Origin of the sequence: Malonomonas rubra DSM 5091 (assembly GCF_900142125.1) — a bacterium.
In the GTDB taxonomy this organism is placed as follows: Bacteria; Desulfobacterota; Desulfuromonadia; order Desulfuromonadales; family Geopsychrobacteraceae; genus Malonomonas; species Malonomonas rubra.
In genome coordinates, this window is the sequence record NZ_FQZT01000005.1 from 153,045 (window position 1) to 167,218 (window position 14,174).

General features: G+C 54.9%; 9 protein-coding genes. 5 read left to right on the forward strand and 4 right to left on the reverse strand.

Annotation, left to right across the window (positions count from 1 at the left end; translation table 11 throughout):
- Positions 1–9: 9 nt before the first annotated feature.
- A complete protein-coding gene (locus BUB13_RS08795) occupies positions 10–2,787 on the reverse strand; it encodes a phosphoenolpyruvate carboxylase (protein ID WP_072908003.1) in 2,778 nt (925 codons plus the stop codon).
- A gap of 127 nt (positions 2,788–2,914) precedes the next feature.
- On the opposite strand from BUB13_RS08795, the gene BUB13_RS08800 reads away from it, so the two are divergent.
- Both BUB13_RS08800 and BUB13_RS08805 read left to right on the forward strand, forming a co-directional pair.
- The gene (locus tag BUB13_RS08800) at positions 2,915–4,288 is read left to right on the forward strand and encodes an MATE family efflux transporter (RefSeq protein WP_072908005.1); all 1,374 of its coding nucleotides are present in this window, start codon (positions 2,915–2,917) and stop codon (positions 4,286–4,288) included.
- A gap of 90 nt (positions 4,289–4,378) precedes the next feature.
- Positions 4,379–5,542, forward strand: coding sequence for a multidrug effflux MFS transporter (locus BUB13_RS08805; RefSeq protein WP_072908007.1), 1,164 nt, complete (start codon positions 4,379–4,381; stop codon positions 5,540–5,542).
- Between the two features lie 16 nt (positions 5,543–5,558).
- Here BUB13_RS08805 and BUB13_RS08810 read toward each other — a convergent pair whose 3' ends face one another.
- Positions 5,559–7,148, reverse strand: coding sequence for a radical SAM protein (locus tag BUB13_RS08810; RefSeq protein WP_161947635.1), 1,590 nt, complete (start codon positions 7,146–7,148; stop codon positions 5,559–5,561).
- Positions 7,149–7,358: 210 nt separating this feature from the next.
- Here BUB13_RS08810 and BUB13_RS08815 point away from each other — a divergent pair, with 210 nt between their 5' ends.
- The gene (locus BUB13_RS08815) at positions 7,359–8,231 is read left to right on the forward strand and encodes a 4Fe-4S ferredoxin (protein WP_072908011.1); all 873 of its coding nucleotides are present in this window, start codon (positions 7,359–7,361) and stop codon (positions 8,229–8,231) included.
- 37 nt (positions 8,232–8,268) lie between these two features.
- Here the strand turns inward: BUB13_RS08815 and BUB13_RS18600 are convergent, their stop codons facing one another.
- Entirely contained in the window at positions 8,269–10,536 is a 2,268-nt protein-coding gene (locus BUB13_RS18600; RefSeq protein ID WP_072908013.1) for a methyl-accepting chemotaxis protein, read from the reverse strand.
- A gap of 281 nt (positions 10,537–10,817) precedes the next feature.
- Between BUB13_RS18600 and BUB13_RS08825 the strand changes: the two genes are divergently transcribed.
- Positions 10,818–12,179: a sigma-54-dependent transcriptional regulator gene (locus BUB13_RS08825; protein WP_072908015.1), complete on the forward strand. Its 1,362-nt coding sequence runs from the start codon at positions 10,818–10,820 to the stop codon at positions 12,177–12,179.
- Between the two features lie 202 nt (positions 12,180–12,381).
- Positions 12,382–13,419 carry a cytochrome-c peroxidase gene (locus tag BUB13_RS08830; protein WP_072908017.1) on the forward strand — a complete coding sequence of 346 codons (1,038 nt, stop codon included), beginning with the start codon at positions 12,382–12,384 and terminating at the stop codon, positions 13,417–13,419.
- Positions 13,420–13,460: 41 nt separating this feature from the next.
- Here BUB13_RS08830 and radC read toward each other — a convergent pair whose 3' ends face one another.
- Positions 13,461–14,144, reverse strand: a complete 684-nt coding sequence (gene radC, locus BUB13_RS08835) for a RadC family protein (protein WP_072908019.1) — start codon at positions 14,142–14,144, stop codon at positions 13,461–13,463.
- Positions 14,145–14,174: the final 30 nt, after the last annotated feature.

Sequence of the window (14,174 nt, forward strand, 5' to 3'; positions counted from 1 at the left end):
ACTGATTTATCAGCCGGTATTGCGCAGCCCGGCGGCAATGCCGCTGACGGTTGCGGCCAGCACATAATCAAGCTCTTCCGACCCTTCGCCAGTATACTTACGCCGCATCAGTTCAATCTGAATCAAGCTCAGCGGATCGACATAAGGGTTGCGCAGGCGCAGCGAACTGGCCAGGTCGGGGTGTTTCTCCAGGAGTTCCTGCTGACCGGTGACACGCAGAATCATTGTCCTGGTCAAGAGGAATTCCTTTTCGAACATGCTGAACAGCCGCTCGCGCAGATCGGCATCTGCAATCAATTCGGCATAACGACGCGCCAGCGGCAGATCGACCTTCGCCAGAGCCATTTCGACGTTGCGAATCATGTCGAAGAAGAAGGGGAACTGCTTCATCATGCTGCACAGAAGTTGCTCGTTCTGCGTCCCCTCCGCGATAAACCTGGAAAAGGCTGTGCCGACACCGAACCAGGCGGGGATCAGCAGGCGGCTCTGGATCCAACCGAATCCCCAGGGGATGGCTCGCAGATCATCAAGAGAGCGGCTCTTTTTCCGCTTGGCGGGGCGGGAGCCGATGCGCGCCAGTTCAAATTCACGCGCCGGGGTGCCTTGCTCGAAATAGCTGAAGATGTCCGGGTTGTGATAAATGTTCTCCCGGTAGCAATCGAAGGCTGTTGCCGACATGGTTTCGAGCGCTTGCTCCCAAGCCGAATCGATGGTGTTGGTAACCAGACCGGCACTGGTCAGGGCTTCGAGCCCTGCGGCCACCATCGATTCCAGGTTTCGCAGTGTCAGTGTGGCATCGGCATATTTGAAGTTGATCACCTCGCCCTGCTCGGTCAGCTTCAAGGCACCGCTGAAAGCTCCCGGCGGCTGCGCAACGATGGCACGATGGGTCGGACCACCGCCACGCCCCACAGTGCCGCCGCGGCCATGGAACAGGCGCAGTTTGACGTCACATTCGCAGGCAACCTGATGCAACGCGCGGTGTGTTTTGTAGATCTCCCAGCTGCTTGTCAACATGCCTCCGTCCTTGTTTGAATCGGAGTAGCCGAGCATCACTTCCTGCCAGCGCCCCCAGCTGTCGAGATAAGAGGCGTAATCCGCACTTTGCCAGAGGTCGCGGCAGATTTGCGGGGCGTTGTGCAGATCCTCGATCGATTCGAACAGCGGCACCGGCATCAGGCCCGGATCGTTTCGTTCGCATGAGCCTTTGACAGCGATGCCGCTCAGCTCCATCAACCAGATCAGGGCATGGATATCTTCGACCCCGCTGGCCCCGCTGATGACGTAACTCTGCAGTGCTTGCGGCGGATAGGTTTTTTTCAATTCAGCAACGGCCTGAAGTGTCTCCAGCAGTTCGATCGTCTGCGGTGACGGGGGCGTTGCCAACCCGACCGAGGCTCCAGCAGCCAGCTCCTTGACGGCCAGAGCATGAACTTTTGCATGTTGACGCAGATCGAGGCTGTGCAGGTGAAAACCAAAAGTGCGAACCTGGCGCATCATCGGCACAACGTAACTGTCGGCCAGGCGTTCGCCGGCGTTGCGATGCAGGCTCTGTTTGAGTACCTCCAGGTCCTCCAGTAGAGAGCCTGAATCCGGGTAGGATTCCAGGTCTTCCGGAGCCGTCAGCGACAGGCGCAGGCGGAAGCGGATAAAGCCGACCAGTCGGCGACAAAGCTCCCCATGGGGCAAATCGGCGACTTCTTCAGCAGCCCGTGGGAATTGGCCGGCCAGTGTTTCCAGATGATGCTCAAGGTGCGGGTCTGCTCCGGTTAGGGCCGTGGTCGGGGTGAGAATGCGGCGGAGCTGTTCGACTTGCTCAAGATAAGCACCGAGAATCAGCTCGCGAGAACTTTGCAGGGCGGTTTCAGTCGCTTCCGGGGTGACGAAGGGATTGCCGTCACGGTCACCGCCGACCCATGAGCCGAAACGGACCAGGGTCGGCAGGCTGTCACGCCGGATCTCCCGGTTATAAACCTCGGTAAAAGCTGCTGTGATTTCACGGTAGAGTTGTGGCACCGGCGGTAACAATGAGAGCGGATAATGATCAAGTCCCATGGCGATTTCGTCTGCCACGCGTGGCTTGCGGCGGCGAACTTCATCCGATTGCCAAAGGGCCGTGATCTCTGCCAGAATCGCCTCCTGCACCCTGTCGATTTCGGCATCAACCAGTGGCAAACGGTCGAGTTGCTCCAGTAGCTGGGCTATCCTCCTCCGCTTAAAGCGCATCACCCGGCGTGCGACTTCTGTCGGGTGGGCGGTGAAGACCGGCACTATCTCGATTTTCTGCAGTTGCTCGAAAGCCTGCTCTGCCGAAAGCCCGCACTTCTTCATGCGGCGCAGGGTCGCCCGCAGCAGTCCAGGTTTCTCCTGATGTCCTTCAAGTAGTTCGGCACGGTTGCGGCGACGACGATGGTTTGCCTCGGCCAGGTTGGTGAGTTCAAAAAATGCCGAAAATGCTTTGACGATGCGATGGGTGGTGGCTAAGTCCAGGCCACGCACCAGTTCGGCCATTTCATCAAGCAGCGCCTGGTCCTGGGGAGTGCCGGTGAGACTGTCGTTGCTTGCGGTCAGAAGTTCGCGGTGGCGGATTGCCAGTTTGCGCAGTTTTTCTTCGGTTGCAAAAAGCTGACACCCGGCCTGTTCGCGAATAACAATCCCAAGCAACAAGCCAAGGGAACGAACGTCCCGCCGCAGAGGCAGTTCTTTTGTGACGGCATCGTTACTGCAAATTTCCGCCAGGCGTGCCTGCTGACTTTCGCTATGCCATAACCGCTCAATTTTTTCCATATTCGCCCCCTTCTGCTTTTTCAATTATGACCGCAGAAATGCAAAGCTCAATGAGTGTGCGAAGGTTCTTCCCTTTGTGGGAGCAAAAAAGCAGTAAGCCGATTCTTAATGTGCATCGGTCGGAGAAATGGACTATAGTCCTGACGTCTTCAGCAACGGACTTTTCACGGTGAAAGAGCAATCCCTCAACAAGCAGATTTTCAACCTGGCGGTGCCGACCATCATCGGTTTCCTCGGCATCATCCTGTTCGAGGCAATCGACATCTTCTGGATCGGCAAGCTGGGTCCGAAGGCGGTGGCAGCGGTCGGCGGGGCGTCCTTTATCCTCTGGACTCTGTACGCGCTGATGAACCTGACCAATACCGGTACGGCGACGCTGATCGCCCAGTTCTGGGGCGCAGGTGACCGTGAGGCGCGGCACCAGGTGGCGCGCGAAGCTTTCTGGTACGTGCAGCTGTTTTCCCTGATCGCCATCCTCATCCTGCATTTCAGTATCGACGACCTGCTGCGCCTGATGGGACTGGATGCGGCCACCCAGCAGCTGGCTCTCGATTATTTCCGTGTTTACCTCTACGGCCTGCCGATGATCTACCTGTTCAACCTGCAGGGGCAGATTCTCAATGCGCAAGGGGCGGTGCGGCTGCGGACCATCATCATGCTGCTTTCCCTTGGCCTGAACATCCTGCTTGATCCGCTGTTGATCTTCGGCTATTGGGGATTCCCGGAACTCGGCATCAGGGGCGCATCGATCGCGACCCTGATCAGCGAATCGATCGGCGTGCTGATCGGTCTTTACGCCATGCGCTACTGGGATTACATCGGCCGTTTACGCACCCTGCGACAGATTTCCGGCAAATATTTCAAACGCCTGCTGCTGATCGGTATCCCCTCGGCGGCGACCAACATGACCTGGACTATCGTTTTCCCTTTGCTGACTGTGGTCATCACCCGCTTCGGCATGGAGCCGCTGGCCGGGCTGAACATCGCCAACCGCTGGGAGGGGTTCCCTTACTTTTTTGGTGTCGGCATGTCAGTGGCAATAAGCACTCTGGTCGGTCACAGTATCGGTCGTGGAGAATCGGGACAGGTGCAGCGGATCGCCATGCGCGGCGTCTGGCTGACGAGCCTGATTCTGCTGCCGATGGCGCTGCTGTTCATCCTGATTCCGCAGCAGTTGATCGGCCTGCTTAATAACGATGCCGAAGTGATCCGCCATGGTGCCGAGTATTTGCGCATCGTCGGTTACTTCGAACTCTTCCTCGGCTGGGAGCTGGTGCTGGAAGGGGCTTATAACGGTATCGGTAAAACCGCGCCTTACATGTGGGTGCGGGTGCCGCTGACGCTTGGCCGTATTCCGCTGGCCTGGCTGTTGGCGGTCAATTTCGGCATGGGCATCAGCGGCGTCTGGTGGGCGATCAGTGTGACGACCTTGCTCAAAGGCGTGGTGCTTATGGCGGTCTTCCGACTGCAGGAGAGGCGCGGAACTCTGCAGCCACAGTAACAACAGGACTTCTCTGGTGTCTCCGGATGCGACTCGAACGAAAAAATAATCATTGCCTCTTCACCCTGCCCGGCGTTACAAAGTCCCGTTATGAAAAAGTCCGCAATCTTTTTTCTGCTTGTTCTGCTTTCCGCGTTCCCGCCGCTGTCGACCGATATGTATTTACCGGCGATCCCGCTGCTGCAGAAAACCTGGCAGCAGCCGTTGACGGTAGTCAACCTGACTCTGGTCTGTTTTTTTGTCAGTTACTGCCTGTTTCTTCTGGTTTACGGGCCGATCTCCGATCGGTGCGGGCGTAAACCGCCATTGCTGGTGGGCCTCGTCCTGTTTATCGTCGCGTCATTGCTCTGTGCCCTGTCTACAAATGTCGGCAGCCTGATTCTGTTCCGTGTGCTGCAGGCCGCTGGAGCGGCCGCAGCGGCGGCGCTTGCCATGGCCATGACCAAGGACCTTTATCGTAGTGAAGAGCGGGTGCGGATTCTTGCCTGGATCGGTGTCATCATGGCGCTCGCTCCGGCGGTTGCCCCGATTCTCGGTAGCTGGTTGATGGTCTGGGCATCGTGGCGCTGGATCTTTGTTTGCCAGGCGGCGGTGGCGGCGGTGGCTCTGATCGGTGTGCTGCGGATGGAGGAAACGCTGCAAGAGAAATCGAACACCAGCGCGCTGGAAACGGCGACCATCTACCTGCAGCTGTTTCGAAACCGGCGTTACATGGCCTACGCGTTGATGATCAGCCTGGTGGTGCTGCCCCACTTCGGCTACATCGCCGGGGCGGCCGATATTTATATCACCAGGTTCGGACTGTCGGAACAGACCTTTGGTTACCTGTTTGCCATCAACGCCCTCTCTTTTATGTCGGGCTCCCTGCTCTGTACCCGCCTGTTGCGCTGGATGTCTCCCGGTAAGGTGATGTCGCTCGGCTTCGCTGGTTTTCTGCTCGGGGGCATCATCATGCTGTTGCGGTTGTTTCCCGATCCCTGGTCGCTGGTCCTGCCGATGATACCGATTACTTTCTCCCTCGGCCTGAGCCGGCCGCCGAGCAACAACCTGGTGCTGGAACAGGTCGACCGCAATGCCGGTGCCGCCTCCTCGCTGCTGGTGTTTATTTTCTTTATTATTGGCGCCTTCGCCATGTGGCTGATCTCCCTCGACTGGAGCGACAAGGTTCAGGTGATCGGACTGCTGGCGACCGGTGTCGGCGTGGTGACTTTAAGTTGTTGGACTTTTCTGGCGCGACGGGAGGCAAGAAACTGAAGGGCTGGAGGCGAGATCAGTTCCAGAAATCTCTCAGCAACAGCTCTTTGTTCGATTCGCTGAATTGATTGTTGAACCTCAGGGTATTGCTGCTGACCTGGTCGACCTCTTCGGTGAACATGCCGATCTGTATTCCGCTTGGATTTAATCCCTCGAGCAGCTGGTAAACCTGGGCGTTGACTTCCTCGGGGGTTAAGTGTCGGTTGTCGGCTTCGGCGAGCATATTCCGTGCATACTGCGAGCTTTCACTCGGATTGATGGCGAGCAGGGTCAGATAGGTGATCTCGATGTTGTGCAGCAGTTCGATCGACCCGGCAACGTGCGCATCCGACAACTTCAGGCCGCCGACCCCAGGCATCATCATCGCCGAGACCTCGATTTCTGCTTCGGCCAGCCTACGTGCCGCTTCGATCATATCGGCGCGTGTGCAGTCCTTGCAGACATAGTTCAAGACTTCATCCGAGCCGCTCTCCAATCCCCAGTAGATCAAAGAAAAACCTGCTTCTTTCAGGCGCTTCAGGTCATCAACCGATTTCTGCAGAATTGAGCTGGTCCTGCCGTAAAGGGAGATTCTCTGTGGTTCGAAGATACTCGCCGCGTAGTTGAGTGACTTCAGCAGAAGTTCGGTTTCTACCGCCAGGGTATTGCCGCTGCCGATGAACAGTCGCTCGATTCGCGACTTCTCGGAACCGATCGATTCAGTCACGCGATCAACATGCTCTTTGAACTGCTCAAAGCTTTTGGTCACCGGTTTCATACCGGCGTACTCGGTGCAGAAGGTGCAACGGTTGTAATCGCAGCCGGTGGTCAGCTCCAGCCGCAGGACATGAGGTTTGCGCTCCGAAGGGGGTGACGACAGGCTGTGCGAACTGAACAGCTCTTCGTTGCGATAGGTGGCGTCCAGCCTGGGCGCAAGGACGGAGAAATTTTTGCTCGGTACGCTTATCAGTTGGTCGCCCTCGCGCTTCAAAAAGCCTTCAGCGACGAGATATTCAATCGCGGTCCGGGCGGCAAAGGTGTAAACGGACGAATCGATCTGCGATTTCATTGCCCGCAGCATGGAATCGTTGAAAAAGTACTGCGCGATGCCGGTGAAATCCTGGTGCCTCTGCAACAGCTCATCAATGCCTAAAACTTCAAGATCTTCGTCGGGAATTTCCATCGTAAACATCTCGACGCCATAGCGCCCGGTGATGGAATAGAACTTGACTTTTGCAGCGTCCTCCAGCTTTTCAACGATAAAGCCCTCGCTCCCCGGTTTGGCATAGCTGGCACTGGAATCGAGCTTGACCCTGACCCGGGCTCCTGTTTCCAGTGTGGAGCTAGCCTCCTTTTTCAAGGTTTCGGCAACGATAGGCAGCAAAGAACTTGCAAGCCTGGAGTACGAGATGTCCTCAAGGTTGTTTTCGGGGAGGTTTATTTCACGGTTGATTCTTGTCTGCAGAGCTTGAATCGTTTTGGCTGCAATTCTGCTTTTATCATCAGATTTTTCAAAAAGGGATTCTATGCCGTCGAAACAGGGCAGCAGGCTGAACAGGCTGTGGTTGGAAAATTTGCGCAGCAGTTTTTCCTGGGCGATTCTTTGCCCGTCAAACTGCCTTAACATCCAGACTAATTCATTGTGACTGACGTACATCCACCTGCCTGTATCCGCGGTAATTTTTCGATAAATATATTCAGAAAACAAAAGATCAGTATACAGCATTATCCTCATTAAATGAAGGGGAATGGTTGGCCGGCATTGCTCGGCTGAACTGCTGTTTTCTCGAGAAATCAGTAATTGACTCGCAGGCCCGGTCAGGCAACAATCGCCGCCATGAGAAAGTTGACTCTCGAACAGATCGAAACCGTGATTCTCGATTTCTGGCAGGGATCGCCGCTTAACAGTCTTCACATGCAGGGCGGTGAAAAAGCCTGGAAACAGCCGCACATTGCTGTGGCGGCAGCCAGTGATCCACTTTTTGTCGAGATAAAAAAGATGATCGGTCCTTTTTACTGGACCCCGGAAGAGGCTTTTGCTCTCGGCAGGCCCGGTCTTCAGGCAAGTGCTGAGGAGCTGAGCGTGATCAGCTACGTTCTCCCGCAGACAGAAGCGACGCGGAGCGATCAGCGTGCGATGAACGAGTTGCCGGCGGAACGCTGGGCGCGCTCGCGCTATCATGGGGAGGAGTTCAACTGCGGGCTGAGATCTCATCTGGCAGGAAGGCTCAGTGCGGCAGGTTACCCTGCCGTCGCGCCGGAGAGGTTACTCGACTTTGATTACCGGACCTCGGAAAAGTTCGGCATTGCTTCTAACTGGTCGGAGAGGCATGTTGCTTTTGTCGCCGGTCACGGAACTTTTGGCCTTTCCGATGGTTTGATCACTCGTTTCGGCAAGGCGGTTCGTTTCGGCTCGGTTGTTGTCAAAGCCGACCTGCCGGTGACATCACGTATGTACGGCGAAGATCATCAGGCCTGGTGTCTCTGGTATGCCAAAGGTAAGTGCGGCGCCTGTGTCCACCGCTGCCCGATCGATGCCATCGCGAAAGATGTCGGTCATGATAAGCCTGCCTGCTTCAAGTATATTCGCGGTGTCACTGCTCCCTATGTGGCGAAAAACTTCGGCCTTGGTGATACTCCCTGTGGGCTCTGCCAGGTCAAAATTCCCTGCGAAGCACAGATCCCGTCAGCCTTGCAGGCAAACGGTTAAGAAAAGCCCCGGTCTATTTGACCGGGGCTTTGGTTTTTCAGTATTTACCGAAGTCGGAATCATCTAGCGCAATTTTGACGCTGTTAGGATCCTGCCTTGGCGCACTCAGTTGCGCCCAGCCATGGCTCTCTGCCGAAGGTTCTTGCGGAGGGACTGGAGCCGCTGCAGGTGAAATCATCGGCATAGCACCACCCTGCTTGAGGGTAAAGCGCTGTAGCATCTGACGCATCTGTGCCGCTTGTGCCGACAGCTCTTCAGCGACTGAGGCACTGGTCTCGGCAGTTGCAGTATTTTGCTGGGTCACATTGTCGAGCTGACTGATCCCTTGGTTGATCTGGGAAATTCCCTGGGCCTGCTCGTTGCTGGCGGCGGAAATTTCCGCAACCAGATCGCTCACTTTGGAGATGCCATCGACGATCTCTTGCAGGGATTCCGCAGTCTGGTGGGCGATGGCAGTACCGTTGGCTGTTTTTTCGACTGACCCTTCGATCAGGTCGGCGGTTTCCTGTGCTGCCTTGGCGCTGCGGGCTGCCAAGTTGCGAACTTCTTCAGCGACCACGGCAAAGCCCTTGCCGTGCTGACCTGCGCGAGCGGCCTCGACCGCTGCGTTGAGTGCCAGCAGGTTGGTCTGGAAAGCGATCTCGTCGATGACTTTGATAATTTTGCTGATGTTTTCTCCTGCAGTGTTGATTTCTGCCATGGCGGAGACCATGTTTTCCATCTGCTGATTGCCTGATGCTGCAGATTGACTTGCCTGGGCCGCAAGGGTTCTTGCCTGGTTGGCATTGTCTGCATTCAGCGACGTTTGTGAAGACATCTCGTCGAGGGAGGCAGAGATCTCTTCCAGACTGCTGGCCTGCTCTGTGGCGCCTTGGGCCAGGGACTGGCTGGAATCTGCAACTTCGCTGCTGCTGGAAGCAATCTGCACTCCATTCTGCTGAATCCGGGCCATGACTTCGGAGAGCGACTGGTTGGCGCGCTGCAACGGCTCGCGGATGACGCCATGTGCTTCAAAAGTCAAATCTCCGGCAGCAAGCTTCTCGAAAGCTGCCAGAACCTCATCCCGCAGGTTATCGGCAAACTTGTTGAGGGAACGATTCAGCTCGGCAATTTCATCTTTGCCGGCACTTTCCAGGCGGACATCGAGATTTCCCGCCTCCATCTGGTCGAGCATATCAACCGCTGACTGGGTCGCGTTGCTGATCCGCCGTGCCAGGAAATAACCGATAGTACCAAGGGTGAGAATAGCGGCTGCCAGTAGTAGAATGGTGGTGATAAGAGCTGCATTGCTCTGGTCGTCGCCTGCTTTTCGTGTTGCGGCGATTTGTGCATTCCAGTTTCTGAGGTCTTCAGTCAACACCAGCATGCCGATTGGTTTGCCAGAGAAATCGACCACTTGCTTGGTATAAACGCTGTGATTTTCAGTTTCGAATTGGTAATCAGGTTGACGATAGGCACTGGCGAATTGATCCGACCGATAAACTTGCGGCAGGATATCGTTTTCGGAGCTGCAGACCTGGACCCAACTGTTATCGATTACTGGGTACTTGGCTTGATCATTGAGGCGTTTGGCAATTTTCAACTTCTCTGCAGGCATGATCAGGCTGATGCTCATGTCACTAGCGAGCTCGATCCCCTGCACAAGCTTGCCGTAGGAGGAATAGATTTCGATCGAACCGGCCGCCTCTCCTTCAAGGTCGGTTATCGGTACGATACCGCGGATAACGAAACCACCGATGCCCAGTTCAAGCCCTGCGAGCGGTTTTCCACTTTTGTTGATTTCGACCACCATCTCACGGAAGCTGGAGAGGTCATCCGAAATGTCCAGCTTTTGATTGTTACGCTTAACCTGCCAGCCGTTTCGCCAGACGCGTGCGAAAGAGCGGCTGTTTGACAGGTGGAAATGGGCACGCATGTCGGGGCTTCCGGTCAACCGGATAAAGCTATCTTCGATCTGCTGGAAATTATCTTTCAGGTAATTTCTTGCTTGCGTGACCTGTTCATCGTTTTCATTGTTAATGTTGCCCTGACCCGCAGCGCTGTAAGCCCGCTTGACGAAATCAAGAGATGAGATAACAGCCGCCTGCTCTTTATGCAGTTTTGCGCTGATGGCAGAGCTTTGCACAATTTTTGAGAGCTTCTCTTTGGCCAGGTCGCTATGGCTTTCTTTGCGCAAGGCGATTTCGCGTGTGATTCCACTTTCGACCAGTTGATCTGTTTTCTGGTAGGTTGTGTAGCCGATAATGAGCGAGACAATCAGCAGGGAAATGAATATTGGCAGAAAAATTTTTCCAAAAAGCCGCATATGTCGTCTCCTTCGGCGCAGGCTTGAAAATCCCCTCACAAGATTAGCAGAAGCAAATTATAAAGAGATAATTTTTAAAATCAACGTAAAAAGACGAAAACGGTTAGATTTTTTCTTCTGCTCTAAATTATGAGTATTCATGTTGCCGAAATAACTCGGTAAACGAGAGGCAGCATCCGGTATGCAGGTTCGCCGCTAAAAGTTATGGCGGGCTGCAAAATTTGCACATTTGCTGGAAAACGGCTATCTTTTCAGGATATGGGGGATAGGCGGAGGAGTTTATGGCGGAACAGTTCCAGAATATTTTGATTATCGACGATGAGAAAGCGATGCGTCACATGCTGCGCCTGGTACTGGAGCCTCATCAGTACCGGGTGACAGAAGCTGCCAACGGTGTGGAAGCGTTGACGGCCATCGAGCGGGAGAGGTTCGACGTCATCCTCTCCGATATCCGTATGCCCGATATGGACGGCCTCAGCTTCCTCGATCAGCCGCAGGTGCGCAACCTCGATAGCACCATCATCATGATGAGCGCCTATGGCAGTGTCGATACCGCTCTCGATTGCATGAAGCGGGGTGCCTACGACTATATTTCCAAACCATTCAAGCCGGATGAAGTTCTGCTGACGCTGCGCAAGGCGGAAGAGCGACAACAGCTGCGGATGGAAAACCAGCAGCTGAAGACCGAACTGTCGAAACAGGGGCAAAGCTTCACCACTGACAGGATCGTCCATTCCGGTACAGAGATGCAGCAGATCCTGCAGCTGGTCAAGGCTGCGGCAAACGCTGATTCGCCGGTTTTGATCAGCGGTGAAACCGGTACCGGCAAAGAGTTGATTGCTCGTGCTCTGCATGGCGAAAGTGACCGCACAGGAGAGTTTCTGGCGATCAACTGCAGTGCCATCGCTTCCGGTTTGCTCGAGAGCGAACTCTTCGGTCACATGAAAGGCGCCTTCACCGGGGCCGACCGGGAAAAGCAGGGATTGTTCAGTATTGCCAGTGGCGGCACCCTGTTTCTCGACGAGATCGCAGAGTTGCCCCTGGATCTGCAACCGAAGCTGCTGCGGGTGTTGCAGGAGGGAGAGGTACGGAAAGTCGGCGCGACCAAGGCGGAAAAGGTCAATACCCGCGTCGTTGCTGCAGCCGGGCGTGACCTGCACGAAGCGGTGGAGAAAAACCAGTTTCGCAGCGATCTCTATTACCGGCTTGCGGTGGTCGATATCAACTTGCCGCCTCTGCGGCAACGGCCTGAAGACATCATCCTGTTGGCGGAATATTTTCTCGGCGAGTTGTGCCGTAAAGAGGGGCGACAGATGTTGCGACTGTCTGAGCAGGACAAGCGGCAGCTGACCAGTTACCAATGGCCCGGCAATATCCGCGAGCTGCAGAACTATCTGGAGAAAGCTCTCATTTTCAGCTCTGGTGAAACCCTCGAGTTGCCGCCACTGCGATTGCGGCAGGATGTCTCTTTAAGTGACAACCTGGCAGATTTTTCGCTGAAGGAAGCAGCGCAGCGACTTGAGAAGGAGTACATTCGCAAAGCCCTCGATCGTACTGGGGGCAATCGAACTAAGGCTGCGCAAATACTGGAGATAAGTTTGCGCTCTTTGATGTACAAGGTTAAAGAGTATGGGATTGACTGACTCTCTTTTCTTTTTAAGACATCAATTTCAGATAGAAGAAATTAATTAATTTATGACTCGCATTCCCCTTCTTTTTTGCTATCTTTGAGAGAGCTGAGGAAGGGCCCTCCTTGCATTAAATTCCGTAGCATCACATTTAACGAGCGAACAGATATTGTGTCTCGTGCAGAGACAGCTGTATCTGTCTAATCAAGGGGGAAAAATGCGAAAGTTGTTATTATGTACGACTGCGTTTTGGCTGGTATTTATGCTCAGCTCAGCAGTTGCTATCACTCTCAGTACTGAAGAAAAAATTGGTCGTCACCTCTATCAGGATACCAACCTCTCTTTAAATGGTACCCAGTCCTGCGCAACCTGCCACCATCGCTCAGCCGGCTTCGCCGATCCGAGCAACAGGCAGGATCCGGTTAACAGCATGGTTTCTCTGGGAGATGACGGGGTCTCACTTGGTGGGCGGAATGCGCCTACATCCGCTTACTGCGGTTACAGCCCAATTTTGCAGGAAGTTGATGGCGAATGGTTCGGTGGAATGTTCTGGGACGGCCGGGCAACCGGTTATACTCTCGGTGACCCGCTGGCAGAACAGGCCCAGGGACCGCCGCTGAACCCGGTTGAAATGAACCTGCCTTCCATCGAGGTCTTTGTCGAACGTGTCGAGGCGTCTGATTACGCCCATTTACTCTTGGATTATTACGGGCGTAATTTCTTTTCCAAGCCGGAAAAGGCCTACGATGAAATGGCGCACTTGATTGCTGCATATGAGAGGTCAGCCGAACTCAATGCTTTTACTTCACGCTACGATCGTGGAGAGCTGACGGCCAATGAAGCCAATGGTTTGGCAGCTTTCCAAAAGGCTCGATGCGACGCTTGCCATTCACTGGATGTGCCGCAGGGTGCTCCCGGAGCAGTTTTTACCAGCTATGGTTACGCCAATATCGGGGTGCCGAATAACTATACTGTGAACCCGAGTAAAGACTATGGCCTCGGTTATACCGTTGGGCCAGAGCAGAACGGCAAGTTCAAAATTCCGACTCTGCGCAATATCACCAGAACCCCTCCCTATTCGCACAATGGTTACTTTGCCACCTTGGAAGAGATGGTGCGTTTTCACCTCGACAGAGGCGGGTTGGTGCCGGATGTTGAGGACAATCTGGTCGATCCGGTGACGGTTGAGTTGGCCGAGCAGGAGATCAGTGACCTGCTTAGCTTCCTTGACGCTTTGACCGACGAAGGATTGTAATTGTATCTCGCCGGGGAGCGGAATCCGCTCCCCGGTTTGTCTCACAAGATTCCTCGGTCCGCCAAGCTGACATAATCTCCGTTGCCGATGATGATGTGATCAAGTATGCGCACGCCCATCAATTCACCGACCTGTTTCAGCCGTTCAGTAATTTCAATATCCTCCCGACTCGGGGTCGGGTCGCCGGAGGGGTGATTATGGACGAACAGCACCGCCGAGGCCGATTCACGCAGCACCGGGGCGAAGACTTCGCGGGGGTGAACAATGCTGGCATTCAGGCTGCCTTCGGAGATCTGCACTTCCCGGATCAGCCGGTTCTTACTGTCGAGCAGCAGGGCGAGGAACAGCTCTTTGCGGTAGTCGCAGAGACGTTCGTGGAAGTGGGAAAAAGCGTCTTTTGATGAGCGATAAGCCTGTCCCGGTTGCAAGCGGTTATCGCCAAAACGCCGGGCAATCTGGAACAGGGCCTGGATTTCAGCCGCCTTTGCCGGGCCGATGCCCGGTTGGCTGCAAAGTTCACTGATTCCGGCAGTGGAGAGCTGCCGCAGCGAGCCGAAGCGGCTCAACAGGCCGCGTGCCAGGTCGACGGCGCTCTGTTTGCTGGATGAATCTCCAGTGCGGATAATCAGTGCCAGAAGTTCAGCATCGGTGAGCTGCTCCGCCCCTAAAGCGAGCAGTTTTTCGCGCGGCCGCTCGTCTGCCGGCCACTCTTTGATCGGTCGCATCTCCCCCTCCTGGATAGCGATAAAATAAAA